This window comes from Labrenzia sp. ATLA3 (genome assembly GCF_057180185.1).
Genome location: NZ_JBXUKV010000007.1, coordinates 392,309 through 418,796, shown reverse-complemented (window position 1 = coordinate 418,796; position 26,488 = coordinate 392,309). Strand labels below are relative to the sequence as shown.

Here is a 26,488-nt window from a genome sequence, read left to right as displayed (position 1 = left end):
GTGGACAGAGCGGCAGAGCGCGGAACCTTGCCGACGATCTGCAACGCGTCCGCAGGCCGGCGTTCAGGGGCCTCGATACGACTTCTGCTCAATGGCGTTCAGTCCAGAATGTCCGTCGCAAGCTTGGTATCGAGAAGTTCATCTTCAGCCAGAATGTAGATTTCCTTGGGGGGCGTGTTGAGAGAATGAACCATCAGGCCTGGGTCGATACCCATCTCGATGAGGTATTTCATGGTATCCCCCTGGCCGTACTGAATCTCTTCCACCGCCAGGAAAACAGGCATGTAGCCGGGGGCATCATAGAAATGCTGGTGCATGCCGATGGCTGACGTTTTGGATGCTGAACGCTTCACGCCGGCCGCAAAGATGTAAGGACACGAAGACAGGCAGACCAGACCAGGCTGCAGCGCGGTCTCCAGGTCAGCTGCGCGCAGGCTCCGGCCTATTGCCAATGCCTCACTCACATTTCCGCCGGGGCTATGGAGTGTAACCACCTTGGGGACGTCCTCCAGGCTGGCCAGGAAGCTTTCAAAGCGTTGAGCGTCTCCGGATGAGATCCGGCCATTCATGAAAATTGCGTCATCCTGTTCGCCCCCGTCCACCACCTTGAACTGGAGCCTGGGAGGCATCTCACCAGGAATTTCGATGGTCGACGGCGTAGGTGGTTGAGTAAAGTCGGGAAAGGTTCGGGTTGGTTCGTAACGCCTTACCTGATCGCCGGGAGTCGTCGGGCCGGTCGGCAGGGCATCGTTCCCGCCGAGCCGCGGCATCCATTGAGTTGGCAAATCCAAAAGCACCAGAACGACCGCCAGAAGCGCCTGTGCGATCAGGACCCATTTCAAGCTGCGCTGGATGGTTATCCGCGACGTATCAAAGCGCTCGGAAAACACGTCGTGCTACTCCGCGGCATTCAGATTTGCAGGTTCGGACGTTTCCGTATCTGCGACACGGCGCAAGACTTCCTTGTCTGCAGCACCCATCGAAGCCTCAACATCTTTCATAGCGTTGATCGCCGCCTTCAGGTCTGCGAGCGTGAGCGTTTCCTCGATGCTCAGTCCATCTCGGCCGCTGCGGATGGCTGATTGGGTGATCGCCAGGATAAAGACCAGAACGGCCGGCAGAAGGTCAATCGCGATGGCTCCAGCCCAGGACGGGACAAAATTGCCTGCGTATCTGATCACGGCGTCAGCGCTTGAGATCGGATTATAGGCCGTCTCCTGTGGTGGCTCCAACGCCAGCACCTCGTCGGCGGCGCGCCTCAGGGTTTGGCTACGTTGGTCGAGTGCGTTCAACACGGATGTGATGGTGCTTGATTGCGCGTCTCGCACGCTGCTGTTTCGGCCATCAAGTTCGGGAAGCACGACAGATGCCGGCAGGTCCTCGGCAGCGCGCGCGACGAGCGGCGCAACGGAGTACTGGTTCAGGCTGGCAATGACACCGGCAAGACGCACGCTTTCCTCCGAAAACGCGACCGACCTTTGCTCAACCGGGCCGGGGGCAACTGTCAGGGCTCGCATGCGTCCAAGGATCTGGTTGCCCTGGTCAAAGGCAGAGTCGATCAGTGGCTGCTGTTCCGCTATTTGTGCCTCAAGGTTCTGGAGCTCTTCTGTTTTTTGCGTCAGAACGCGAAAGACAGCACCTTCGCCTGCTGCGCCAGAGAGCTCGCCGGAGCGTTCCTGTTGGGCCAGTGCTTCGAATGTTTCCTTGGCACGTTGAACCTCGCGTCCGAGAGCCTGGCCCGAGAGGGCGATTTCATGTGCCTGTTCCAAAGCCGCCTGGTAGTCACGCACTGTCGTGTCCAGGTGTTGTTCGACAGCCGCCGATCCCGCAAGGGCGGCGGCGTTGAGCCAGCTGGACATGGCAATGATCGCCGCTGATCCCACGAGCATCGAAATCGAAAGCCCTATGAACCCCGCTGCGCTGCGCATCGCAGGCATGAGCCGAAGCATGTAACTCCAGAATACGAATATGCCGACCGACACGGCGACCGAATAGGCCACGGCCGCGAAGAAACTCATCGCCCCCGTATCCTCCAGCAAGGAAGACACTCCCAGGTAGGTGTATATACCCGAAGCAATGGCGAGAACTCCAAGCGCCGCAGGTGTGAAGGTTTCAAGCCATGAAAGATGAGCCTCAAGCTCCTTGGCGGTGCGAAGGCCTTTTGCTTCCGCAGCAGTCAATTTCGTCTGGCTTTCGTTCATGGCATTTCCTCACACGCTTGCAGCCAGCTTCGTTGGGCCAACGGATATAGGTCAAGTTCCAGGAGCAACCTCAATCACGAGGGCACCCTTTGTTCAGGCGTCTTGTCTTTGTCTTCCCATATAGTGCTTGAAGTGTGCCTTGCCTCCCATGCTTCAATCAACAGTCAGGCACGCGGACAAACTTCTGCGCGAGCCGGGGCTGCTGCCGCTTGCTGATCCGGCAAGGCCGGGCAGCGCCGGGGGGATGGTGTACCGAAAGTGTGGCGCAATTCACACGTGCGCACCTGTCTATCGCTCCCCCTCACATTTTCAACTTGATCTGACTGAAACTGTCGCTAGGGTTGCAATGTCCGGCAGCGTGCACTTTTTGCACGGGCGCCGGCCTTCGTGTTCAACAGCAATCACAACTCAAGAGATCCCTATGCGAACCCTCGGTCAAAACTAGACCGGCACGCAGACCAATTTCGGTTCCCGTGTCGGTATCAGCATTTCATCCGTACCGTCCGCGACCCGAATCTCTCACGAGCATCTCCGTCCCGGTACGATTTTTTCGAAAGTCTCTACCTTTGAACGGAGCACCTGACCGATGAACACGGTCTTCACTTACCTTGAAAACATTGTTTCCCCTTTCAAGCACCACGACGGAACCCCGCCCCCTTCCGATCTGAGCGCGTTTTACTGGCATTTCATCCGCCAGATCTGGAAACCGCTGGCATGGCTCATGGCGTTTGGTTTCGTGGTTTCCATCATCGAAGTTGCGCTCTTCGATTACCTGGGGCGGATCGTCGACTATCTGAACACGACCGGCCCCGATCAGCTGCTTTCCGAGCATGGCAGCGAACTGGTCTGGATGCTGGTGGTGGTTGTCTTCCTGCGTCCGCTGTTCGGTGCAGGCCACACCATGATCAAGTTCCAGATCATCGAGCCGGCCATGACCAACCTCGTGCGCTGGCAGACGCATAAACACGTTCTGGGTCAGTCGTTGTCCTACTTCAACAACGATTTTGCCGGGCGGATTGCGAACAAGATCATTCAGACGGGACCGTCCCTGCGCGGCTCCGTCGTGTCATTGATTGATGCGATCTGGTTTGTGCTGATCTACGTCGTGTCCGCCATCTATCTGTTTGCCGGTGTCGATGCCTGGCTGATCCTGCCGCTTGCCGGCTGGCTGATCATATACGTGGGTCTGTTGAGCCACTTCGTTCCCAAGATCAAGGAGCGCTCGGCGGTCATGTCCGAAGCGCGCTCGAGCCTGACAGGGCGGATCGTCGACAGTTACACCAATATTCTGACCGTCAAACTGTTCGCCGCGGGCCGGAATGAGGAAGCCTATACCCGCGAGGCGCTGGAGGATCACACCAGGAAATTCTACGATATCCTTCGGCCGCTGACGCAGATGGTCATCCTGCTGTGGATCGTCAACGGCATCTTCATAGCGTCCCTGAGTGCGCTTGGGATCAGCCTCTGGCAGAGCGGTCTCGTCACGGTCGGGTCGCTGACGCTGGCCATCACGCTATCGGTGCGCATCGTCAACATGTCTGCCTGGATCATGTGGATCACGACCGACATTTTCGAAAATGTCGGAACGGTCCAGGAAGGCATGTCAACGATCTCCCAGCCGCATACGCTGGTGGATCAGAAAGGTGCCAAGCCGCTGGAAGTCTCCAGGGGCGAGATCGTCTTCGATCGCATCCGCTTCCACTATGGAAAGGACGAAGGCGTCATCGAGGATCTGTCCGTGAAGATCGAACCCGGCGAGAAGGTGGGTCTGGTCGGGCGGTCCGGTGCCGGTAAATCCACGCTGGTCAACTTGCTGATGCGCTTCTACGACCTTGAAGGTGGGCGAATTCTCATCGATGGCCAGGACATCGGCGCCGTCACTCAGGACAGCTTGCGGGCACAGATCGGCATGGTCACCCAGGACACGTCGCTGCTGCATCGCTCGGTGCTGGACAACATCGTCTACGGCCGCTCCGGTGCAACCCGGGAAGAGGCAATCTTGGCAGCCGAAAAGGCCCACGCCATGTCCTTCATTCCTGACCTTCAGGATTTCAGGGGACGGCGCGGACTTGATGCGCATGTCGGCGAGCGTGGCGTCAAGCTCTCAGGCGGGCAGCGTCAGCGGATCGCGATTGCCCGGGTTCTGTTGAAGGATGCGCCGATCCTGATCCTGGACGAAGCGACGTCGGCTCTGGATTCGGAAGTCGAGGCTGCAATTCAGGAGAGCCTGTTTGATCTGATGAAGGGCAAAACGGTCATCGCTATTGCCCACCGTCTGTCCACCATCGCGGCGATGGACCGGCTCATCATCATGGATCAGGGCCGGATCATAGAAGAAGGTTCCCACAAGCGGCTTCTGGAAAAGGGTGGTGTTTATGCCCAGCTCTGGAACAGACAGTCTGGTGGCTTTCTGGATCCTGCCGAAGTGGCCTAGCACAATTCCCGCAATCTTCGGATTGCGGGAGTTTTCTCTAATCCTTGATTTTCCCTGCCTGCTTCCCGCGAACGTGAACCAGCTTTCCCGGGCGATAAACCGGAGCAAGGGTTCAGCGCCTTTGCTTGCGAGCACCTGAAAGCGCACGCCGCCGCGACCGCGGGATGAGCGCGCGTGCGCGTGCTTGGCAGCTGCCGCCCAGCCTGGTCGGCAGGCGGTGAGTGTCTGGGCCACGTTGCGGCCGGATCCATTTTGTCGCGGGAACGGACCCTGCCCCCATCCGTTTAAGGACAGACGGCTCAGCCCGTCAGCACGCATCCTTATCGGAGGAAAGCCGCCTCATGAGGCAACTGGCCGACAATTTCTGGACGTTTCGGGGCGATTTCAAAATCGCCAAGGTCATCAACTTCGGCACCCACATGTCGCTTGTGCGGCGGGCAAACGGAAAGTTTCTGCTTCTCGACAGTTATGACCTGGAGGAAGACGACCGGAATGCACTGTTGTCCTTGACGGACGAGGGACGTGCCATCGAGGCGATCGTGAACGTCCATCCGTTCCACACGCTTCATTGTGCCGCCGTTCACGCGCTTCTTCCCCATGCCCGCCTCATCGGCACGCGCCGCCATCTTGAGCAGGTGCCGGATCTGCCCTGGGAGGCGGGAAGGATCGAGCAGGAAACGACCTGGCAAGAGTTCGCCGAGGACTTCCAGTTTTCCGTGCCCAAGGGTGTCGACTTCGTTTCTCCCCACAAGAACGTGCACGTTGCCTCGGTCCTCGTTCGCCACCGGGAAAGCGGCATTGTCCATGTCGATGACACGCTCAATGTGCTGGCCGCGCCGGGCTTGCTTGGCAAGCTGCTGCCGCAGTCCAAACTGAGGTTCCATCCTCAGCTCGCCAAGGCGTTGCAGAAGCGTGCCGGCGCCGCCGACGACTATGAGCGGTGGGCGCGCGAACTCGCATACGCATGGTCCGACACCCCCATCGTGTGTGCTGCCCATTCCTCCGTCCGCAAACTGCCTCAGGGTGGTTGGCAAAAGGAGGTCATGGGGGCGCTGGCAGACGTCGACAAGACGCTGTCCAGACATCGCTCCGCCCACGGCTGATCGTCTTTTTTCAACGAATAATAGAACCGGAAGGAATACGCCCCATGTCCAAGTCTCTCACAACCATCAATCCCCTGACCGAACAGGAAATCACGTCCTATTCCTATATGTCCGACGCGGAAGCCATGGCTGTCGTGGAGGCCAGTCACAAGGCATTTCTCGACTGGCGTCTGAAAAGCCTTGAGGAGCGTGCCAAGGTGATTGCGGCAATTGGCGAGGAACTGCGCAAGTCGAAGGACGAGTTCGCCAGGCTGATGACCGACGAAGTGGGCAAGCTGCTCAAGGACAGCCTCGGTGAGGTGAGCCTTTGCGCTGCCATCTGCGATTACACGGCCAAGGCCGGTCCGCAGGCCCTGGCTGATGAAGAGCGCGAGGTCGACAGTGGCAAGGGCTACGTCACGCATTCGCCCATCGGGGTGGTCTATGGCATTCAGCCTTGGAACTTTCCCGCCTACCAGGCTGTCCGCTATTCCATCGCCAGCCTGATGGCCGGAAACGGCGTTCTGCTGAAACATGCCGAGGCCTGCACCGGCAGCGGTCTGTTCCTGCGCGATCTCTATGAGCGGGCCGGTCTGCCCAAGGGACTGTTCGGCGTGCTGCTGATCTCGCACGACCAGTCGGACAAGATCATTGAAGACGAGCGCGTCCGCGGCGTCACGCTGACCGGCAGCGACAAGGCCGGCCGCGTGGTCGGCGCAAAGGCTGCCGAACTGGTCAAGAAGACGGTTCTCGAACTGGGGTCCAACGACGCCTATCTGGTGCTGGACGATGCCGATCTCGATGTCGCCGTCAAAACCTGCGTACAGGGACGTCTCTACAACAACGGCCAGACCTGCGTGAACGCCAAGAGGTTCATCGTGACCGAGAAGAACTACGATGCCTTCGTCAAGGCTTATGCAGAGGCCTTCGAAGCTATCAAGCTCGGCGATCCGTCCGACGAAGACACCCAGTTGGGCCCGATGGTGACCAAAAAGCAGCGCGACGAGTTGCATGATCAGGTTCAAGAGAGCATCGACAAGGGGGCGCGCCTGGTGGTCGGCGGCAAGATCCCGGACCGTACGGGCTGGTTCTATCCGGCCACGGTGCTGGCGGATGTCGCGCCGGGCCAACCTGCCTATGAGGACGAATTGTTCGGCCCGGCCGCAGCTATCATTCGTGCGAAAGACGACGAAGACGCCATGCGGATCGCCAACAGCAGCCGTTACGGTCTCGGCGGGGGTATCTTCAGCAAGGACACCGAACGTGCCCGCAAACTGGCAGCGGAGCATTTCGACACCGGCATGGTGTTTATCAATACGTTCAACGTCGCCTACCCGACAATGCCCTTTGGCGGCGTGAAGACATCCGGCTACGGCCGTGAACACGGCCCGGAAGGGCTGAAGGAGTTCGTCAACGTCAAGTCGATCCGCATCGGTTGACGGCAGAAGCAAAACACGAGGAGGGGCCGGTGTGACCGGCCCCTTTTTGTGTCGGGACACAGAAAAGGACGTCGCGGTCTGCCATTGAGATTAACCCGGTGCAGATACGAGCTGACTGATGGCGCTGGCGACAAGACCAGATGCCGGACTAGCAATAGATCGGGAAGTGCGGAGGAGAATATGGCGAAGGAGCAAGGAGAAGATCCAAACCCGGATCCAAGCGCTCAAGGTGCCGAAGGCGGCAGCGCAAGGATGGAAATGGCGGACAGAGAGGGATTCGAACCCTCGATACGGTTGCCCGTATACACGCGTTCCAGGCGTGCGCCTTCAACCACTCGGCCACCTGTCCGTCGCAAGCGTCACCCGCTTGAGTGGGGCGCAATATACCCATGGCGCGACCAAGTGCAAGCACCTGAACAAGTTTTTTTTCCGGTGCCCGGCAGATGTTGATTTTCAAGGCATTCAAGGGCGCGATGCAAGGATGAAAAACGGCCGGAACGTGCCGGGAAAGGCGGCAGGATACGGATCGGAAAATCATGTGTGTTGCCGCGGTGGCAGGGCAAAGGCGGCGGGGTCTTGGGCATGGTTGGGTCAACCGGACTGCACAGAATCAGCATTGAAACCTGTGAGGCTGGAGGAGGCTTGCAAAAAGGGTCCTTGCCAGGTTTCGGTACGGCCCAGAAGCAGGCAGAACGGACTTGCGGTCTGCCCCGCTGTCATAGGCAACCAGTCAGACCGGCCTGGATGCAAGGTGTTAAGTCAGTTTTCACGGTGCAACCGTTAATTTAGACGGTTTACCATGCAAGCAAGTGAGAGGAAAAACACTTGCGAAACCAGCGAACCAAAGTCACAAGAATGTGTTGAATATCAAATCTTGTTCCTGTGTCGGGTGATATTACCCTAAAGGAATGCTCAACATCCGGAGGCTAATATTTGAAAGCCTCATTGGACCAAGGCGCTCAGTTTGTAAGTGTGTAAGGCTGAAAGCAGAACGATGATCAGTGTTTTGAAGTTTTTATTCCGCATCTTCGGGTATGGGTTTGTCGCCGTCGCGATTATCGCCGGTATCTCCGATGCAAGTTCTTCCATTGCTCTTTCCGAAATCCACCTCGCACAGCTCGGCCAGGTTTGGCAGAACCTTTCACCTGCCTCGCTTGAACTGGCGGAAGCCAATATTGTGGCCTCCTTCGACCCGACAGTGTGGCAGACCCTGAAAGAGACTGTCCTGACATGGCCGGTCTGGGCCGTGTTTGCCCCCATCGGTCTGGCGTTGCTCTGGCTTGGAGCAAAGCGCCAGCGCCAGCGCGCGCTCTACGCCTGATCCGGCCCGTCGCCGGAAGGCATAACGGGCCCGAAGGCGCACAACCGGACACTCTTGCGTGACAGACCCCTTGGAAACCGGGTGCTGCTGCGCCACATTATGCTCCTGAGATCAGTCGGCCCGGTTCCGGTCAATTACGGGAAGCGTGCCGGCAAACGCGGGAGAGTGCCATGTCGTTCATGACGATGCTGACAAAGAAATTTTCGCTGCCGGCCAAGGACGAGGCTTTGCCGGGGCGTTCCGAAGCGATCCGGCCAGCAGAGCCGCATTTCGTCAACGGACGTCCGCTGACAGGCCCGTACCCGGACGGCATGAAAACCCTTGTCGTTGGAATGGGCTGCTTCTGGGGGGCTGAACGCATGTTCTGGCAGTTGCCTGGCGTCCACGTCACGGCGGTGGGCTATGCGGGCGGCTACACGCCGAACCCGACCTATCATGAGACCTGCACCGGGCGCACGGGCCACACCGAAGCGGTTCTGGTTGTCTATGACCCGGCGGAGATCTCTCTGGGCGAGCTGCTCAAGGTCTTCTGGGAAAACCACGACCCGACCCAGGGTATGCGCCAGGGCAACGACACCGGCACCCAGTATCGGTCTGCGGTCTATGTGAAGGATGGCGACGATCTTGCGCAGGCCGAGCAGTCCCGGCAGGCCTATCAGGCGGCCCTGAAGGCCGGCGGCGTGACCAGCAGCATCACGACCGAAATTCGGGAACTGGACACCTTCTATTTCGCGGAAGACTACCACCAGCAATATCTGGCCAAGAATCCGGCAGGCTATTGCGGTATCGGCGGCACGGGCGTCGCGTGCCCCGTCGGGTTGGGGCAGACCGCCTGACGGTCACACCGAATTCTGCATATTGTTGCAAGGGGCAGCGTCTGCGAGGGCGTTGCCTCTTTTTTTGTACCTGTTCTGACCGGGTCACTATGGAAAGGCCTGACCGCTTTCCTCAGAGGTGCAGGTCTTGAAGCAAAAACATCTTTCCGGGCTGTGTATAGCAAAACGACCGCAAGTAGAGTTTTCAGAGTTTCTTAAAGTCACGCTGCGAACATCGGTCTAACGCAGAAGCGTTGAAGGATCGATTCGGTGAGCCGTTCGGCAAAAACGTCGTGGCGGTGTATTTTCCGGCGAGCTGTCTGCTGATCCTGGTAGGGGCACTGGTATCCGTCAGTGAGGGGCCACGCGCGGTGTTCGTCGGGAACAGAAACCGGGTGACACTCACCGGGACAGGCGAAGGGCAATCCTTCGCAGGTCCTGACACCTCGGGAGCCGGATTCGTCGCGCCTTCCTTCGTTGCGCAAGCCTGCAGACGATTGAGCTGTGTCTCTCTGGAGCAGATGAAATGAACATCGAGGAAATGTCTCAACCGGATCAGCTTTCCGGCCTGGACCGGTTCCGGCAGAAGTTTGCCCGAACGGTGATCCACTTTATCTGGATCAATGTCTTCCTCGTCATGGGAACGGCCTGGTGGGGCGGCAGTGTTTCGGTTGTCGCGGTCTGCGGAGCTGCGCTGCTGCTCGGTGTGGCGGCCACCGGCACCTGGGTCAAATTCGGAGCTGGTGTCGAAACGCGCCTTGCCACGGCCATATCCCTTGCCAGTCTGGTTGCCCTGTTCGTGGCCGCGCTGGCGGTGCCGGACGGGCAGGTCTCCTATCAGCTCGATGCGCAGATGTATTTCTTTGCCGTGCTGGCGGTCATGGCAAGCTGGGTCGACTGGCGGGCGCTGGTCGCCTTTGCAGCCGTGTTTGCCGTGCATCACCTTGTGCTGAACTTCGTCATGCCCTGGGCCATTTTCCCCGGTGGAGCGGATTTCACTCGCGTGGTGTTTCATGTGCTCATCATGGCTGCCGAAGTCGGCGGGCTGTGGTGGATGACCAACAATCTGGCACAGGCGTTCGCCGTTTCCGACACGGAGCGCCAAGATGCAGAGGCTGCTCGTGCCGGGTCGATGGCATTGCAACAGCAGGCTGCCCGGGACGAAGAAGCAGAGCGTGCCAAGCAGCAGGCCGTCGCCGAACGCATCAGCGCGTTTGAAGGCGATATCGCTGCCAAGCTCGATGCTGTCGGCCTGAAGGTGCGCGAAATGCGCGACGCAGCTTCCGACCTGGGAAAGGTGACCGAGAACACCTCTGCGCGGGCCGGTTCCGTGTCGGATGCGTCCGAAACGGCCTCGTCCAACGTGCAGATGGTTGCCTCCGCCGCCGAGGAGCTGTCGTCCTCGATTGCCGAAATTTCCCGTCAGGTCGAACAGACCACCAGCATCGTCGACAAGGCGACCGAGAACGCGCAAACCAGCAACCGCAAGGTTGCGGGTCTTGCCGATGCGGCCAGCAGGATCGGCGAGGTTGTCACATTGATCCAGGCGATTGCCGAACAAACCAACCTTCTGGCCCTCAACGCCACCATCGAGGCAGCTCGTGCCGGCGAAGCGGGCAGGGGCTTTGCGGTTGTCGCCGCCGAGGTGAAGGAACTGGCCACACAGACCTCCAAGGCAACGGAAGAGATCGGTGCCCAGATCGCGGCGATCCAGGCGGAAACCAAGGACGCGGTGGACTCCATCGGCATGATTGCCACGACAATGGACGAGGTCAACAGCTACACGGCTGCGATTGCTGCCGCTGTCGGCGAGCAGGGCTCGGCGACGCAGGAGATCTCGCGCAACGTGGCGGAAGCCGCAGACGGAACCGGACGTGTTGCCAACAACATCGAGGGCGTGCGGGAAACGGTCGAACACACCAGCCACTCCGTCGGGTCCATGATCGAGGCGGCAGAGACCCTCGATCTGGAAACACAGGACATGCGCCGGGCAATCACTGCCTTCCTGAAGGACGTGGCTGCCTGAAACCGCATTCTTGCCAAGATGTGATTGCCTGAAACCGGCGGCCGGTTCGCCGGTTTTTTCATGCGCCCTGCCGTTTGAGGGCCTGCCGGGTTGACCTGATGCCGCTTGAATGCCATGAGCCGCTGGTAATGGACCAGCGGGCCGGTTGGAAACGTGCCATGCTGGCGGCATTCTTCACCCTTGCGGACACTGACGCCCTTTGACACCTGCCTCTCCCTTCCTGCCTGGATCGGTCCTTCTGCTGGACCTGTTGAAACAGCGGTCGGCGCTTCTGTTTCAGGCGCCGGAAGACGTTATCTCCTGCACACGGCTCAGCGAAGTCAGGGGCTGCCTTGAACGGCTTGAGGCGGCCCAGAACCAGGGGCGCCATGCCGCGGGCTTTCTCGCCTATGAGCTGGGGTTCGCGTTTGAGGAAAAGCTGCGGCAGCGGTTTCAGGAAACCGGCGAGCCCTTGCTGTGGTTCGGGCTTTACGGTGCGCCGGAGGAACTGGACCTTGCCGAAGCAAGAGCCCTGCTGGCAGGCGCTGCGGACGGGGGAAAAGCTGCCATCGGCAAGCCCGAGTTCGACATGGACAGGGCGGCCTACGACACGGCCTTCGCGCGCGTGCGCGACCACCTGGCGAAAGGCGACATCTATCAGGTCAACCTGACCATGCGTGCAAGGTTTCGGCACCAGGGGGCACCGGAGCAGATCTTCCAGGATCTGCTGCGCCGCCAGCCGGTGGAGTTTGCCGCCTTCCTGCGCCTTGAAGACCGGACGATCCTGTCACTCTCGCCGGAACTTTTTCTGGAACGCCAGGGAACACGCCTCAGAACGAAGCCGATGAAAGGCACTGCCCCCCGGGGGCGATACGCTTCGGAGGACACCGCAATTGCGCGCACGCTTTCCAGCGATCCCAAGCAGCGCTCCGAAAACACCATGATCGTGGATCTGATGCGCAACGACCTGTCGCGCATTGCCGAAACCGGTACGGTGAAGGTGACCCGGTTGTGCGAGGTGGAGCGCTACCAGAGCCTTCACCAGATGACCTCCACGGTCGAGGCCGAAGTGCCGAGCCACATCGGCTTTGCGCGCATCACCGAACACCTGTTCCCCTGCGGTTCGATCACCGGCGCACCGAAGCTCAGCGCCATGCAGATTGCCCACGACCTGGAGACAGCCCCGCGCGGCGTCTACACCGGCTCCATCGGTTACCTTGCGCCCGGCGGCGACTTCCGTCTGAATGTTGCCATCAGGACGCTGGTGCTGCGAGACGACGGCAGAGGCGAAGCGGGAACGGGGTCCGGCGTCATCTTCGACAGCGGCGCCTCTCCCGAATACGACGAATGCACCCTGAAGCTGAAGTTCATGAGCGAAGAAACGCCCGGCTTCGACCTGATAGAGACACTGGCCTATCAGCCGGGCGACGGTTACCTGCTTCTGGAACGGCACATGCAGCGCCTGCAGGCATCGGCCGCCTATTTCGGGTTCCGGTTCCAGGAAGAAGAGATCCGCGCGGAACTGCTGCGGCAGAGCCGAAGCTTTGCCGGATCCAGGCGTGTGCGCCTGTTGCTGTCGGCAGATGGCGGGGTATCTGTCACCTCGGTGGAGCTTCCTGCACCCGCTCCGGAGGCTGTGTTCAATCTGGTCATCGCGCGCGAGACGACGCATTCGGCTGACAGGTTCCTGTTCCACAAGACCACCAACCGCGCCTTTTACGACGAGACGCGCGAGCGGTATCAGGCGGAAACCGGTTGCCAGGAAGTGCTGTTCGTGAACGAAAACGGTTACCTCACTGAGGGAAGCTACACGACCCTTTTCGTGAAACAGTACGGCAAGTTGCTGACACCGGCCCTCCAGCATGGGCTTCTGCCGGGCACGTTCCGCGCAGGTCTTCTGGAACGCGGTCTGGCCAGCGAGGCCGATCTTACGCTGCAGGATCTGCAGGAGGCGGAGGACGTCTACGTCGGCAATTCGGTGCGCGGTCTGATCCGCGGACGTCTTATCTCAGAACAAGCAGCCGACTTCGGGCACCTGAGCGCCGCTCAGCGGAATGAGACCACGCGCAAGACCGGTTGAAAACCTGTACGCAAGACGACCGCTCTCACATCTCAGGCCTGTTCCCAGGGAAAAACCGTCAGCTCCGGCCAGAGCGCTTTCATCCGCTCCGCCTTTTCCGCATAGGTTTCCGGATTTGGCTGAGTGTAATTGGGCACCAGACGCATGCCGAACAGGTTGGCGAGGCCGAAAGGCGCATGCACCACCATGCGTCCGTCCTGCGTGAGCCTTGCTGCCACGGAATGGGTGCGCGAAGCATAGGTTGTCAGCGAATCCATCGAACAGTCGAGAGGACGATAGGGCCTGCCGAAACGGATTTCGTACCACAGGTGGACGCGGGCCTGGTTTCGCACTTCCAGAAGGCTCGCCCAGTCGGGCAGGGCCTGGTTGACCTTGCCGATGACGGCGTCTTCAGCCTCGTAGGACAGATCCGATCCGTCGAAATAGATGATGTCGAAATCCTTGATGCCATGCAGCATCGGGCGGTTGGTGAGGACGTTCCAGACGGTCTGGTAGATGCCGCCCGACACCAGCCAGGCGTCCGGCAGAGCAAGATCACGGGTTGTGGTCAGCATCTCCATCACGTGTGGCACGGACCTGAGGATCTGTTCCAGCCTTGTCTGCCGCGCCTCTTCACAAGCCGCATAGGGATTGCCCAGCCCTGCATCGCTTTCGTCCATCGGCAAATCGGCGTTCATGTGCGGATCCTCTTTTGTCGAGGAGGCAACCTATCCGATTCTGGAGGGGGCGTGCGCCGGGCAATGTGAAGAACGTGTGCTTGAAGATGCTGTGTAAAGGCATACAGCCCCACCGCGTGGGGCCCGCTGCCGGCTTGACATGCGCCGTGTCGACGCCATCTGTTTCAGGGGCGCTTTGAGACTTCAGGAATTGCCGATGAATACCTTGCCACGCAAACATGTGATCGCTGCACTGGCCGCTTGCGGAGCCGCGCTTGTGACGGCTCTGCCGTCCGCGGCCCAATCCGGGCGGCCGAATTCCACTGCCATGTCATGTGGCCAGGCACAGTCCCTGATCAATCAGCGCGGCGCCGTCGTGATGAGCACCGGACGCTATACGTTCGACCGCTACGTGGCCAACCGCAGCTTTTGCCAGCATGGCGAGGTTACACGCCGCGCCTATATTCCGACCAAGGACAACGCGAAATGCTACGTGCTTCGCTGCGTCAATCCCCAGCCCTGGCGCTACGATTGAGCCAGGTCAGGGTGAAGGTCAAAGCCCGCTACACTGCAAACGGTAATCGTTGCCAATATTGAACAGGGCTTAGTCGCGCCGCTTCCGTTGCCGGGCGGAACAGCCTTTATTGCGTGCCGGTTTCAGGTGTTTTCCCGTTCGGGCGCAGCCTTTCACTTGCATGCTCCAAAACAGAATGACGAGGCGGACGTCTTAACTGCCTTGCAGTCTTTTCCTGCTATTTCACATGCAGACGGAGCAATGCCGTGTTGCAATTGATAGCCGGTCTACAGATATGAAATACGGATTGCCGACTGCTGGAAAACCCGGACATTTAATACATGACTTCGCCTGACTACGCAGGAAAGGCCTTGCGATGAACGAGCATAATAAAAGAAAACCGCTTTCAATTGCGAAGTTCGCGCTTCAGGCCGGCCTGTTCATGGGGGCGGCTCTTGTGCCTGTGCTGCAGGCGGAAGCGCAGACCCGGCGTCAGCCGGACACGACACAGCTGACGTGTGTCCAGACCCAGGGTCTGATCAAGAAATTCGGTGCCATCAACCTGAAGTCCGGCCCTTACAAGTTCGACCGCTTCGTGGTCGACCGGAACCGGTGCTTTTCGGGACAGACCGTGCGCCCGACGTTCGTGCCGACAAAGGACGATCCGAAGTGTGCCGTTCTGGTCTGCGCCGAGTTGGGGCAGACCCGCCAGTAAAAAAGGCCGCGCGATGATGTTTCGCGCAGCCTTCTTGCAGTGTTTTAAAACCGATCAGCTTCTCAGCGTGCCGCCGGTTGCCTTTTCGACATTGGCGATGATCTTCTTCGCAACGGCGTCGATTTCCTCATCGGTCAGAGTTTTCTGGCGCGGCTGCAGCGTCACGTCGATTGCAACGGACTTCTGCCCTTCCGGCACGCCCTGTCCTTCATAGATATCGAACAGCGTGACATCGTTGATCAGGGTCTTGTCCGCACCGCGGGCAGCTTTCAGCAACGCCTCGGCCGAAACGTCCTTGCCGATTAGGAAGGCGAAATCGCGCTGCACCGGCATCAGTCCGCTCACATTGAGCGCGCCCTTGGAACGGCCGCTCTTGCTCTTGGGTTCGGGCAGGGCATCGAGGAAGATCTCGAATGCGACCAGCGGCCCTTCGATATCGAGCGTCTGCAGTGTGCGCGGATGAACTTCACCGAACACCGCCAGGACGTTTTTCGGACCCAGCTTGAGGCAGCCGGACCGGCCCGGATGGAACGTTGCCGGTGCATCTGCCGACACCATCAGCTTGTCCACCGGTGCGCCGATGGCGGCCAGAGCCGCTTCGGCATCCGCCTTGGCGTCGAACACGTCAACGGTCTGGGAAACGCCCGACCAGTGGCGGCCAGCGCCCTGCAGCTTTGCAGAACCGCGGCGTACACCGGTTGCGACCATCTTCTGGCCTTCCGGCGTGTCGTTCTCGAACACCTGACCAATCTCGAACAGGGCAGCATTGCCATATCCCCGGTCGGCATTGCGCTGGGCCGCCACAAGAAGGCCCGGAAGCAGGCTTGGGCGCATGTCCGACATCTCGGTGGAAATCGGATTGGCCAGCGCAAGCGCGGCACTGCCGCCGCCGAAGAGTTCGGCGTGATCCTTGGCGATGAACGACCATGTGACGGCTTCGTTGAAACCGCGGGCGGCCAGGGCCCGGCGCGCCTTGTTGCGGCGGATCTGGCCGGTGGTCAGCACCTTTTGCCCGACGGTGCCGGTACGTGGCAGGGGCGTGAACGGCACGCGGTCCAGACCGATGATCCGCACCACCTCTTCCACGAGGTCGGCTTTGCCTTCGATATCCGGGCGCCAGCTTGGCGCGGCCACCTTGACCGTGTCGCCGGAGCCTGAAATCCAGAACCCGAGCGATTTCAGCGTGACATTGGCTTCCGCAGGCTGAACATCGACACCAGACAGGCGCTTGATTTCCGAATAGGGGAACTCGATGATCTTGCTGGTTTCCGGCACGGATCCGGCCTGAACCGTTTCCGACGCCTCACCGCCGCACAGGTCCAGGACCATACGCGTGGCATATTCCAGGCCCGGCATCATGTAGTTCGGGTCGACGCCGCGCTCGAAGCGGTAACGGGCATCCGTGTTGACGCCGAGCTTGCGGCCGGTTGCGGCAATATCGTCTTCGTCCCACAGAGCGGATTCGATCAGCACATTGACGGTGTCTTCCGTACAGCCCGAAGGCTCACCGCCCAGAATGCCGCCGATGCTTTCCACGCCGTTGTCATCGGAAATGACGCAGATCGTGTCATCAAGCTCATAGGTCTTGCCGTTGAGGCCGTCTATGGTTTCGCCAGACTTGCCACGGCGCACGACCAGATTGCCGTGAACCTTGTCGGCATCGAACACATGCAGAGGCCGGCCCTGGTCGAAGGTGGCGTAGTTGGTCATGTCGACAAGCGCATTGATCGGCCGCAGACCGATGGCCGTCAGGCGGTCCTGCAGCCACTTCGGAGAAGGGCCGTTCTTTACGCCCTTGACCAGGCGCAGGCCGAAGGCCTTGCACATCGGTTTGGTGTCGCCGAAGTCCAGCGTTACGCCGACCGGGCAGGGGAAGGTGCCGCGAACCTGTTCATTGCTGCGTTCCTTCAGCTTGCCGAGACCGGCGGCGGCCAGGTCGCGGGCAATGCCGTAGACGCCGGTGCAATCCGGGCGGTTCGGGGTCAGGCCGATTTCGATGACCGACTCGTCAAGCCCGGCCCACTCGGCATAGGCCATGCCCACCGGCGCATCCGCCGGCAGGTCGATGATGCCGTCATGTTCGTTGGAAAGTTCCAGCTCACGCTCCGAGCACATCATGCCGAAGCTTTCCACGTCGCGGATCTTGCCGACCGACAGCGTCACGTCGAGCCCGGGAACATAGTCGCCCGGCTTGCCGAGCACGCCGACAAGACCGGCACGGGCATTGGGAGCGCCGCAGACAACCTGAACCGGATCGCCTTCGCCGGTGTCGACCTTCAGGACGCGCAGACGGTCCGCATTCGGATGCTGCTCGGCTTCCAGAACCTTCGCGATGCGGAACGGCTTCAGGCGGTCGGCGCGGTTGGTAACTTCCTCGACTTCCAGACCGATCAGGGTGAGACGTTCAACGATCTCCTCCAGGCTGGCGTCGGTCTCCAGATGCTCCTTGAGCCAGGAAAGGGTGAATTTCATCTTTCGATCTCTTCAAACTTGGTGCGGCATCAGAACCGCGAAACGGGATGTGGAGGCGTCAGTTGCCGAGCCGGTCCACTTCGGGGATGATGGTCGCAGCGCCGTAATTCTCGGCAAAACGGCGGCCAATGTCGGAAAAGTCACGGGTCCAGCCGCGCACCATCTCCGGCGTGATCTGCTGATTGGTTGCAATCGCCTGGGCGGCTTCCGTCTCGATCCGGTCACGCAGGATGCCCAGCTCGATCTGGGCTGCGTATTCGGCCCGGTATTTGCCAAGCCAACCCATGGCGACAATGACCACCATCACCAGAAGAGCAGCAGTGCTGGTCAAGCCGGCCCATTTCGCGGTGCCGCGGATACGGCGATCGCTTGCGATCAGCACGATCGAGGCGATGGTCAGGAAGGCCACGATGTAAATCGCCTGCAGGAAGCTGTGGTACTTCTCGGTCGAGCTTTCCTCGTGACCGGCACGCAGACGCGTGATCCGGTCCCGAAGATACAGCAGCGCATCGGCTTCGGTGCCCAGTTTTTCGCGGAAATAGGTGTCGCAGAAACGAAGGCGGCCCCGGTTCTCGATCTTTTCGGCGCAAGCCTCCAGGAACGAGGTCGGCGTCGCAACGCGCGTGTCCTTGTCGGTCGTCTGGGCCGATGCCGGCAACAGGGCGGCAGCGGTCAGCAGGACGGCAAGGACGATGCGGATCAGCAATGACATGGTGGCGCCCCCCAAATTAAGGCGGTTAACTGGACAGACCACCGAACAGCGTCGGCAGGTCGAGTGGTCGGAACCCGTAATGCTGGATCCAGCGGACGTCTGCGTCGAAGAAGGCACGCAGGTCCGGCATGCCGTATTTCAGCATCGCGATACGGTCGATCCCCATACCCCAGGCGAAGCCCTGGTAGACATCCGGGTCGAGACCGCAGTTGCGGATGACGTTCGGATGAACCATGCCGCAGCCAAGGATTTCCAGCCAGTCTTCGCCCTGGCCGATCTTTACTTCGCCGCCGGACCGGTCGCACTGGATGTCGAGTTCCATGGACGGTTCGGTGAACGGGAAGAAGCTCGGGCGGAAGCGCATCTTGATGTCATCGACTTCGAAGAAGGCCTTGCAGAATTCGCGCAGAATCCATTTCAGGTGTCCGAAATGGCTCTCCTTGTCGATCACGAGACCTTCCACCTGGTGGAACATCGGCGTGTGGGTCTGGTCGCTGTCACAGCGGTAGGTCCGGCCCGGCGTGATGACGCGGATCGGCGGTTCCTGGCTGCGCATGGTGCGGATCTGGACCGGAGAGGTGTGCGTGCGCAGCAGCAGCCGTTCGCCGTCTTCCTTTGGATTGAAGAAGAACGTGTCGTGCATCTCGCGCGCCGGATGGCCTTCGGGAAAGTTCAGCGCGGTGAAGTTCAGTTCATCGGTTTCGATGTCCGGGCCTTCGGCAATGGAAAAGCCCATGTCGGCAAAGATCGCCGTCAGTTCGTCGATAACCTGACTGACCGGGTGAATGCGGCCGGTTTCCACGGGTGTGGGACGCAGCGGCAGGGTGATATCCACCCGCTCACTGGCCAGACGCGCTTCCAGCGCCGCTTCCGCCAGAACGTCCTTGCGGGCGGCGATTGCGTCGGTGATCTTCGCCTTCAGGCCGTTGAGGGCAGGGCCCATCACCTGGCGTTCTTCCGGCGTCATCTTGCCCAGCGTTTTCATCTGCTCGGAGATGGAGCCCTTCTTGCCAAGGGCGGCAACGCGGATGTCTTCCAGGGCGGCTTCGGTCCCGGCGCCTTCGATGGCGGCCAGAAGATCGGTTTCAAGGGTGTCGAGGTTGGACATGCGTACTCGGTCATCGGTTCGCGCGGTGCGCGCGGAGGTGTCGAAACAGAAAGTCGGGGTCTTTTAGCGAATAATCGCAGCGATTGCCACGGCCTCGTGCGCATTATTGCGTGAGGTCCCGAAGAGGAGAAAAGCGCCGGTATTAAAGCGCGTTAGCGCGTAAATCGTCCGCAGGCGGGGCCCTGCAGCTCAATGAGGCGCGCGTCGATCCCGGAAAGGGGCTGGGAGCCACTGGTCAGGCCGGAACGGCAGATATGTGCGGTGTAATCGCTCATGGGGCGCCAATGTAGCGAAAGGCGGAGCGATGGCAAGCGGAAAAGGCGGCTTGCCGCGCACAGGGTAGGGCGAATGCCGCCTGGTGGACGTAACGGAAAGGAACTCTATCCCGGTTAAGGCGTTACTCAATGGAGTTCCCTGCTGTGGACAGCCGGGCGATCGGGTAACGAAGGGGGCATGCATGACACGTGGAAGAGAAGCCGTCAGTCCGGAAGAGATCCCGGCGGCTGGGTGGCTGGACATTGGCTTGCGTGTCTGGAATGCACTCCAGCGCGATCACATCGATCTGATCGCCGCAGGCGTGGCCTTCTACGGCCTCCTGGCGATCTTTCCCGCCATTACCGCTTTCACCGCATTGTCCGGGCTCGTCGTCAAGCCGGCCGAGGTGAGCCGTCAGCTTGAGCTTATCGAGAGTGTTCTCCCAAGTGAAGCGTCCCAGATCATTCTCACGCAGGCGGCCGGCGTTGCCGGCAGTGAAAGCGCAGGGCTCGGTTTCGCGTTCATCATCGGTCTGGGCATTGCGGTCTATTCCACGGCGCGGGGCATGGCCAGCATCATGGAGGGGCTGAACATAGCCTATGACGAGGTCGAAAAGCGCAGCTTCATCGCGCTGAAAGCCCGAACTCTGGCCATGACGTTCCTTCTTGTGTTCGCTCTCGTGCTGGGGCTTGTCTCTGCGCTGCTTTTGCCCGTCGTTTTCAGTTTCCTTGCCTTGCCGGACTGGCTTGAGGGGATCCTCTCCTCGGTGCGCTGGCTGATCCTTGGTTTGCTGACGATTACCGGTCTTTCCTTTGTCTACAGGTTCGGGCCCTCCCGAAAAGACGCCAAATGGAAATGGATCACGCCCGGGGCTGTCGTTGCCTGCCTGCTGTGGCTTGCCGCGTCCTACGGTTTTTCCGTCTACGTGGCGAACTTTGCCAGCTACAACAAAACCTTCGGCAGTCTTGCGGGCGTCATCATCCTGCTCATGTGGCTCTGGATTTCCGCCTATATTGTCTTGCTCGGCGCAGAGCTGAATGGCGAGATGGAAGCGCAAACGCGCCGGGACAGCACTGTCGGTCCGGACCGGCCAATGGGGGAGCGCGGCGCGGTGAAGGCCGATGTGCTGGGCAAGTCCATTGCAGGTGTGGACACATGACGGAAGGTGAGAGGGCCTACTCCGCCACCGCGTCGGCGCCCTTTGGCCTGCCAATCGAGCCTTGCAGTTCTTCGCGCAGCCAATCGCCGAAGGCTTTCTTGGCCCTGGTCTGAGGGGCGTTCTTGCCGCTGATCAGCCAGTAGGCGCTGCCGGTGGCCGGCCGCTCCGGGAAGGGAGCAATCACCTGACCGGATTTGACCGCATAAACCGCGAGTGTTTCCCAGGCCAGGAACACCCCGTGCCCTGCGATTGCCGCATCAAGGCAAAGCGAACCGTCGGAGAAGGTCGGGCCATCCTGCAGAATGCTTTCATCGAGGCCGAAGAGATCCAGCCAGGTCTTCCAGGTGTACATTTGTCCGGGGTCGCGAATAATCGGCAGCTTGCCGATGTCTTTCGGCTCCCTGATCTGTTCCGCCAATGCCGGGCTGCAGACTGGAAACACCCGCTGGTGCAACAACTGCTCTGCCCTGACGCCCGGATAGGGCCCCTTGCCGACACGGATGCAAAGGTCGACATCGCTCATGTCCGGATCGACCAGATCCACGGTTGCTTCCACCCGAACCCTGACGCCCGGGTGCGCCTTGTTGAAATTCTTGAGATGCCACACCAGCCATTTGCCGGCAAAAACCGGGGCAACTGAGATCGTCAGGGCATCTTCGCGTCCACGCTGGGTGGTGGCGATGGCGGTTGAGAGCGAGGACATGGCGCTGGTCAGATGCGGCTGCATTGCAAGCACATGCGCGGTCGGCAGCAACAGGCGATTCTGCCGCTCGAACAGTTGCACTCCAAGCTGCGCCTCTGTCTTTTGAAGTTGTTGGCTGACGGCACCAACAGTAACCCCCAGTTCCTCAGCGGCCGCCTTGACGGAACCAAGCCGGGCAACGGCTTCAACGGCACGCAGGCCGGACAGATGAATGCGGTTGAGATTTTTCATTTAGAAAATCTAAACTGAAAATCAGAATAAGTCGATTTTTTTAGTCAGTCGAAGCATCTATAGAAGGAGCATAGCTAAATTCAAAGAAGGAATTTGGCCATGCAAAAAACAATAATAAGGAGACTGAACCTCATGATGAAACTGTTTATGCGCCGCTACATGACGGCCCGCCCGGCATCCGCTTACGACCGTGCCGACCCGCTGTCCCATCCGGCAATCGTGCGTATGTCCCAGCGCGAACTGGCCGACTTGCCGCTCAACCGGCGCTAAGGCGGAAGGCCGGCTGAAAGGCCGGTCTGTGACCGTTCCGATCGACCCTCCGCAAGGAACGGCCGGTTGGACAAGAATTCCCAACCAGAAAACGGCGCCTGGGCGGCAAGCCCGGCGCCGTTTCTGTTTTGGGCGGCAAAGACAGCCAACGGCTGCTGCTATAGGGATCGGATCAAACCGCGACAGGCTGCCTGTCGGCATATTGTGCGACGCCGTGCCCGAACGACCAGTTTTCCAGCCTGGTTTCCACCAGATTGATGAAGATGTCTTCGGACCGGATACCGGCTTCGCGGGCAAGGCCCTTGGCGATCCGGGCAAACAGCGCCTTCTTCTGGTCGGCGCTGCGCGTGTCGCTGACGGTCAGTTGAATGATGATCAGGTCGTCGGACCGGTCGATGTTCATGAAATGACGGCCGAACAGGAAATCCTCGGGCGCATGTTCTGTAATCATCATGAACTTGTCGTCCTGCGGAACGCCGAAGGTCTCGCGCATGGCCTGATAGATTTCGTCCAGGATCACGGCTTTCTGGGCGGCGGTTTTGGAACCCTTCAGCAGGGAAACGTTGGTAAGCGGCATCATGTCCTCCGTCTTTCGGTGATGCCGCCAACCTTATTGCTGTGCTTATGATAACAGAAACAAATCTTTGATATTTCAAAAATCATAAATTAGAATGATTGTATGACCGATCTCGATATGGATCTCTTGCGCGCCTTCGTGCGTGTCGCCGAAACGGGCAGCTTCACGCGGGCAGGTCAGATGACGGGGGCCAGCCAGTCTGCTGTCAGCGTCAAGATCAAGAAACTGGAAGACCGCCTCGGCGACACCCTCCTCAGCCGTTCGCCGCGCTCCGTCCGGCTGACAAGCTTCGGCGCAAGGTTTCTGAGCGACGCGCGCAGCCTGATCGATCTGCATGACAGTGTAACGGCCCGCGTTTCCGGTCCGGCTGTTCAAAAACGACTGCGTTTCGGCATCAGCGATCATGCCGCTGGGGGGCGCCTGCCGGCCATTATCGCCTCGCTCAGCAAGGCGCTGCCGCAGCACCGCCTGCACGTTTCGGTCGGTTATTCCGATACGCTCTATAACGACTTCAAGGCAGGGCTGTTCAGCGCGGTCATGGTGCGTTCCGAGGATGTCGAGGGCACCGGCCGTGTGGCCTTCGAGGAAAACCTTGTCTGGACGGCTTCCCGGGCGTTCAGCTGGAGTGCGGGGACGGCTCTCCCCCTTGTGGCTCTTTCCGAGACATGCGCCCTGCGACGCCTGGCGGAGGGCACACTGAAAGAAGCTGGGATTTCCTATGAAGACGCCTTTACCGGCACCGGTGTTGGCGCCATCCAGGCAGCGGTCAGCGCCGGCCTCGGCATCGCCTGCCTCGACAGGCGCAACATTCCCGAAGGATGCCGGGAAGTTGGAGACCTCTATCGTCTTCCCGTCTTGCCGAAGACGAAGATGACGCTCTTCTGCCGGGAAGGTCCATTGGTCGCTTCTGCTATCCTTGCGGCCTTCCGCGACGCGGCCTGATCAGGCCTTCTTCACGAATTCCGTCAGGATGACGATGCGTTGATCGTTCACACGACCTTCGATCTGGGAGGCGTTGTCCGCAACAAGCGAGATGTTGCGCACGGCGGTGCCGCGTTTGGCGGTGAAGCTGGCGCCTTTGACCTTGAGATCCTTGATCAGGGTCACCGTGTCGCCGGCGGCAAGAACAGCGCCGTGGGTATCCTTGTGGACCACGCCGTCGTCTTCGTCCGTGCTGGCGCCAAGACCGGCCTTTGCCCAGGCGAGCGTGTCCTCTTCCAGATACAGCATGTCCAGAAGATCGCGTGCCCAGCTTTCATCCGGCATTCTGGAGAGCATGCGGTAGGCAACAACCTGAACCGGCGGAACCTGGCTCCAGGCGGCTTCATTCAGGCAAAGCCAATGCTTCGCGTCGATATCCGCAGTGCCCGAAATCTGATCCGCGCAGGTGGTGCAGGCGAGAACAGCCATATCCGCTGTGCCATCGGCATCCGGACCGACATCAAGAGGCTTCAACGCTTCAGTGGCACCACAGAATTCGCAGGCGTTGCCGGCGCGGTCGGAAAGGGTCTGTTCGATACTCATGGCAAAGCCTTGCTTGGGGGCGCTGCAGGCCGGCTGGTTCAGTCGGTCTATAGCCTTTCAATCAGGAGGGACGATGATTTCCGACGTTTGTCACGCCGGTTCGCAGAAGGCAAGTCCTGGACCTGATAAACGCGGGTGTTGATACCTGTTGCCACGCCCTGGCGGGCATGGCAGCGGTGTCTCAGTCGTCCATCTTCAGGGCCTGGATGAAGGCCTCCTGCGGGATTTCGACCTTGCCGAACTGGCGCATCTTCTTCTTGCCCGCCTTCTGCTTTTCCAGCAGCTTGCGTTTACGCGTGGCGTCGCCGCCGTAACACTTGGCGGTCACGTCCTTGCGCAGGGCCGAGATGGTCTCGCGCGCGATCACGCGGCCGCCGATGGCTGCCTGGATCGGGATCTTGAACATGTGACGCGGGATCAGCTCTTTCAGCTTCTCACACATGGCGCGGCCGCGGCGTTCCGCCTGGCTGCGGTGCACGAGAACGGACAGCGCATCGACAGGCTCTTCGTTGACCAGGATCGACATCCTGACGAGATCGCCCGCCCGGTAGTCCGAAATCTGATAGTCGAAAGAGGCATAGCCCTTGGAGATCGACTTCAGACGGTCGTAGAAGTCGAACACGACTTCGTTGAGCGGCAGGTCGTAGGTCACCATCGCGCGGCTACCGACATAGGACAGATCGATCTGAAGTCCGCGCCGTTCCTGACACAGTTTCAGGATGCCGCCCAGATACTCGTCCGGTGTCATGATCGTCGCCCGGATCCAAGGCTCGCGGATTTCGGTAATCTTCACGATATCCGGCATGTCGGCAGGGTTGTGAAGTTCCACTTCCGACTCGTCCGTCAGGGACATCTGGTAGACCACCGACGGCGCGGTGGCGATCAGGTCGAGGTCGAATTCGCGGTAGAGCCGTTCCTGGATGATTTCCAGATGCAACAGGCCAAGGAAACCGCAGCGGAAGCCGAAGCCGAGCGCAGCCGAGGTTTCCATTTCGAAGGAGAACGAGGCATCGTTGAGGCGCAGCTTGCCCATGGCAGCGCGCAGGTCTTCGAAGTCGTTTGCATCAACCGGGAAGAGGCCACAGAACACGACCGGCTGAGCCGGCTTGAAGCCCGGCAGGGCTTGCGTGCAGGGTTTCTTTTCCAGGGTGATGGTATCGCCGACGCGCGTGTCGGCCACTTCCTTGATCGACCCGGTGATGACGCCGATCTCGCCGGCCTTCAACTCGTCCACCTGCAGGAATTTCGGTGTCATGACGCCGACACGGTCAACATCATAGGCAGCGCCCGTGCCCATCATCTTGATCTTGTGACCCCGCTTCAGGGAACCGTCGATCACACGGACGAGCACCATCACGCCGAGGTAGGTGTCGTACCAGCTGTCGACCAGCATCGCCTTCAGCGTGGCGTCCGGATCGCCTTCCGGCGGCGGCAGCTTGGTGACGATCGCTTCCAGCACGTCGTCGACGCCAAGACCCGTCTTGGCCGAGATCATGCAGGCTTCCGACGCATCGATGCCGATCACATCCTCGATCTGTTCCTTGATCCGGTCCGGTTCGGCCGCGGGCAGGTCGATCTTGTTGAGGACGGTGACGATCTCGTGGTCGTTGTCGATGGCCTGATAGACGTTGGCCAGCGTCTGCGCTTCCACACCCTGGGAGGCATCGACCACCAGCAGCGAGCCTTCACAGGCTGCAAGCGAGCGGGACACCTCGTAGGCAAAGTCCACGTGGCCCGGCGTGTCGATCAGGTTCAGCGTATACTGTTCGCCGTCCTTGGCATTGTAGATCAGTCGCACTGTTTGCGCCTTGATCGTGATGCCGCGCTCGCGTTCGATATCCATCGAATCGAGCACCTGCTCGGTCATTTCGCGTTCGGTCAGCGTGCCTGTCATGTGGATCAGGCGGTCGGCCAGCGTCGACTTGCCGTGATCGATATGAGCCACGATGGAAAAGTTGCGGATGTTGGAAAGCTTCTTCGTCGTCATGGCCGCCCCTTTACCACTGCAATTCGATTTCGCCTAGTAGATTGAAGCCTGCGGGCGTTGAATTCCGGTGCTTTTTTGCACCTATCGCCGAATGCGGGTTCTCCGACGGCAACCGGGATCTTCCGCCCCCGGTAAATGACGCAGTGCATGGGAGGCATTTGTCATGGAAATTCAAACTCAAAGTTTGATGTAGAATGCATCGGCAAAGGCGATTTGAACAACCTGACA

At 60.0% G+C, this 26,488-nt stretch carries 22 protein-coding genes and 1 tRNA gene; 12 read left to right on the top strand and 11 right to left on the bottom strand.

Annotated features, from left to right (window positions below; genetic code table 11):
* Positions 1 to 98 precede the first annotated feature (98 nt).
* Both AC2A6O_RS21085 and AC2A6O_RS21080 read right to left on the bottom strand, forming a co-directional pair.
* Entirely contained in the window at positions 99 to 890 is a 792-nt protein-coding gene (locus AC2A6O_RS21085) for a COG3904 family protein (protein ID WP_148585538.1), read from the bottom strand.
* 6 nt (positions 891 to 896) lie between these two features.
* A complete protein-coding gene (locus AC2A6O_RS21080; protein WP_330559385.1) occupies positions 897 to 2,201 on the bottom strand; it encodes a hypothetical protein in 1,305 nt (434 codons plus the stop codon).
* 586 nt (positions 2,202 to 2,787) lie between these two features.
* Between AC2A6O_RS21080 and AC2A6O_RS21075 the strand changes: the two genes are divergently transcribed.
* The 3 genes from AC2A6O_RS21075 to AC2A6O_RS21065 all read left to right on the top strand — a co-directional run bounded on the left by AC2A6O_RS21075 (position 2,788) and on the right by AC2A6O_RS21065 (position 7,156).
* Positions 2,788 to 4,635, top strand: coding sequence for an ABC transporter ATP-binding protein (locus AC2A6O_RS21075; protein ID WP_498929987.1), 1,848 nt, complete (start codon positions 2,788 to 2,790; stop codon positions 4,633 to 4,635).
* 341 nt (positions 4,636 to 4,976) lie between these two features.
* A complete protein-coding gene (locus AC2A6O_RS21070; RefSeq protein WP_498929985.1) occupies positions 4,977 to 5,738 on the top strand; it encodes a hypothetical protein in 762 nt (253 codons plus the stop codon).
* A 44-nt stretch (positions 5,739 to 5,782) separates the two neighbouring features.
* Positions 5,783 to 7,156, top strand: a complete 1,374-nt coding sequence (locus AC2A6O_RS21065; protein ID WP_498929983.1) for an NAD-dependent succinate-semialdehyde dehydrogenase — start codon at positions 5,783 to 5,785, stop codon at positions 7,154 to 7,156.
* Between the two features lie 259 nt (positions 7,157 to 7,415).
* Here AC2A6O_RS21065 and AC2A6O_RS21060 read toward each other — a convergent pair.
* Positions 7,416 to 7,505: transfer RNA gene (locus AC2A6O_RS21060), tRNA-Ser, on the bottom strand.
* A 645-nt stretch (positions 7,506 to 8,150) separates the two neighbouring features.
* On the opposite strand from AC2A6O_RS21060, the gene AC2A6O_RS21055 reads away from it, so the two are divergent.
* From AC2A6O_RS21055 to pabB, 4 genes are all read left to right on the top strand, one after another.
* The gene (locus tag AC2A6O_RS21055) at positions 8,151 to 8,477 is read left to right on the top strand and encodes a hypothetical protein (RefSeq protein ID WP_498929981.1); all 327 of its coding nucleotides are present in this window, start codon (positions 8,151 to 8,153) and stop codon (positions 8,475 to 8,477) included.
* A 170-nt stretch (positions 8,478 to 8,647) separates the two neighbouring features.
* Complete coding sequence (gene msrA, locus AC2A6O_RS21050) at positions 8,648 to 9,313, top strand: peptide-methionine (S)-S-oxide reductase MsrA (protein WP_498929979.1); 666 nt, start codon at positions 8,648 to 8,650, stop codon at positions 9,311 to 9,313.
* Positions 9,314 to 9,818: 505 nt separating this feature from the next.
* Positions 9,819 to 11,318 carry a methyl-accepting chemotaxis protein gene (locus AC2A6O_RS21045; RefSeq protein ID WP_498929977.1) on the top strand — a complete coding sequence of 500 codons (1,500 nt, stop codon included), beginning with the start codon at positions 9,819 to 9,821 and terminating at the stop codon, positions 11,316 to 11,318.
* A gap of 199 nt (positions 11,319 to 11,517) precedes the next feature.
* Positions 11,518 to 13,377, top strand: a complete 1,860-nt coding sequence (gene pabB, locus AC2A6O_RS21040) for an aminodeoxychorismate synthase component I (protein ID WP_498929975.1) — start codon at positions 11,518 to 11,520, stop codon at positions 13,375 to 13,377.
* A gap of 32 nt (positions 13,378 to 13,409) precedes the next feature.
* Here pabB and AC2A6O_RS21035 read toward each other — a convergent pair whose 3' ends face one another.
* Positions 13,410 to 14,054: a nucleotidyltransferase family protein gene (locus AC2A6O_RS21035; protein ID WP_498929973.1), complete on the bottom strand. Its 645-nt coding sequence runs from the start codon at positions 14,052 to 14,054 to the stop codon at positions 13,410 to 13,412.
* 196 nt (positions 14,055 to 14,250) lie between these two features.
* On the opposite strand from AC2A6O_RS21035, the gene AC2A6O_RS21030 reads away from it, so the two are divergent.
* Both AC2A6O_RS21030 and AC2A6O_RS21025 read left to right on the top strand, forming a co-directional pair.
* Positions 14,251 to 14,568 (top strand): hypothetical protein, encoded by a 318-nt coding sequence (locus AC2A6O_RS21030; RefSeq protein ID WP_498929971.1) that lies wholly within the window; start codon positions 14,251 to 14,253, stop codon positions 14,566 to 14,568.
* Between the two features lie 355 nt (positions 14,569 to 14,923).
* On the top strand, positions 14,924 to 15,262 hold the full coding sequence (locus AC2A6O_RS21025; RefSeq protein ID WP_148585530.1) for a hypothetical protein: 339 nt from the start codon (positions 14,924 to 14,926) through the stop codon (positions 15,260 to 15,262).
* A gap of 54 nt (positions 15,263 to 15,316) precedes the next feature.
* Here AC2A6O_RS21025 and pheT read toward each other — a convergent pair whose 3' ends face one another.
* From pheT to pheS, 3 genes are read right to left on the bottom strand one after another with little or no spacing between them, the layout of a single operon-like run.
* Complete coding sequence (pheT, locus tag AC2A6O_RS21020; RefSeq protein WP_498929969.1) at positions 15,317 to 17,734, bottom strand: phenylalanine--tRNA ligase subunit beta; 2,418 nt, start codon at positions 17,732 to 17,734, stop codon at positions 15,317 to 15,319.
* Positions 17,735 to 17,792: 58 nt separating this feature from the next.
* Positions 17,793 to 18,446: a phenylalanyl-tRNA synthetase subunit alpha gene (locus AC2A6O_RS21015; RefSeq protein WP_498929967.1), complete on the bottom strand. Its 654-nt coding sequence runs from the start codon at positions 18,444 to 18,446 to the stop codon at positions 17,793 to 17,795.
* Between the two features lie 25 nt (positions 18,447 to 18,471).
* Positions 18,472 to 19,554 (bottom strand): phenylalanine--tRNA ligase subunit alpha, encoded by a 1,083-nt coding sequence (gene pheS, locus AC2A6O_RS21010; protein WP_148585527.1) that lies wholly within the window; start codon positions 19,552 to 19,554, stop codon positions 18,472 to 18,474.
* Positions 19,555 to 20,011: 457 nt separating this feature from the next.
* Between pheS and AC2A6O_RS21005 the strand changes: the two genes are divergently transcribed.
* The gene (locus tag AC2A6O_RS21005; RefSeq protein ID WP_148585526.1) at positions 20,012 to 20,968 is read left to right on the top strand and encodes a YihY/virulence factor BrkB family protein; all 957 of its coding nucleotides are present in this window, start codon (positions 20,012 to 20,014) and stop codon (positions 20,966 to 20,968) included.
* Positions 20,969 to 20,984: 16 nt separating this feature from the next.
* Here AC2A6O_RS21005 and AC2A6O_RS21000 read toward each other — a convergent pair whose 3' ends face one another.
* The gene (locus AC2A6O_RS21000) at positions 20,985 to 21,902 is read right to left on the bottom strand and encodes a LysR substrate-binding domain-containing protein (protein ID WP_148585525.1); all 918 of its coding nucleotides are present in this window, start codon (positions 21,900 to 21,902) and stop codon (positions 20,985 to 20,987) included.
* Positions 21,903 to 22,034: 132 nt separating this feature from the next.
* On the opposite strand from AC2A6O_RS21000, the gene AC2A6O_RS20995 reads away from it, so the two are divergent.
* A complete protein-coding gene (locus tag AC2A6O_RS20995; RefSeq protein WP_162855049.1) occupies positions 22,035 to 22,172 on the top strand; it encodes a hypothetical protein in 138 nt (45 codons plus the stop codon).
* A 172-nt stretch (positions 22,173 to 22,344) separates the two neighbouring features.
* Here AC2A6O_RS20995 and AC2A6O_RS20990 read toward each other — a convergent pair whose 3' ends face one another.
* The gene (locus AC2A6O_RS20990) at positions 22,345 to 22,752 is read right to left on the bottom strand and encodes a tautomerase family protein (RefSeq protein ID WP_498929964.1); all 408 of its coding nucleotides are present in this window, start codon (positions 22,750 to 22,752) and stop codon (positions 22,345 to 22,347) included.
* Positions 22,753 to 22,851: 99 nt separating this feature from the next.
* On the opposite strand from AC2A6O_RS20990, the gene AC2A6O_RS20985 reads away from it, so the two are divergent.
* On the top strand, positions 22,852 to 23,691 hold the full coding sequence (locus AC2A6O_RS20985; RefSeq protein WP_148585523.1) for a LysR family transcriptional regulator: 840 nt from the start codon (positions 22,852 to 22,854) through the stop codon (positions 23,689 to 23,691).
* Here AC2A6O_RS20985 and AC2A6O_RS20980 read toward each other — a convergent pair whose 3' ends face one another.
* Both AC2A6O_RS20980 and lepA read right to left on the bottom strand, forming a co-directional pair.
* The gene (locus AC2A6O_RS20980) at positions 23,692 to 24,273 is read right to left on the bottom strand and encodes a PhnA domain-containing protein (protein WP_148585522.1); all 582 of its coding nucleotides are present in this window, start codon (positions 24,271 to 24,273) and stop codon (positions 23,692 to 23,694) included.
* A 181-nt stretch (positions 24,274 to 24,454) separates the two neighbouring features.
* Complete coding sequence (gene lepA, locus AC2A6O_RS20975) at positions 24,455 to 26,260, bottom strand: translation elongation factor 4 (RefSeq protein ID WP_148585521.1); 1,806 nt, start codon at positions 26,258 to 26,260, stop codon at positions 24,455 to 24,457.
* Positions 26,261 to 26,488: the final 228 nt, after the last annotated feature.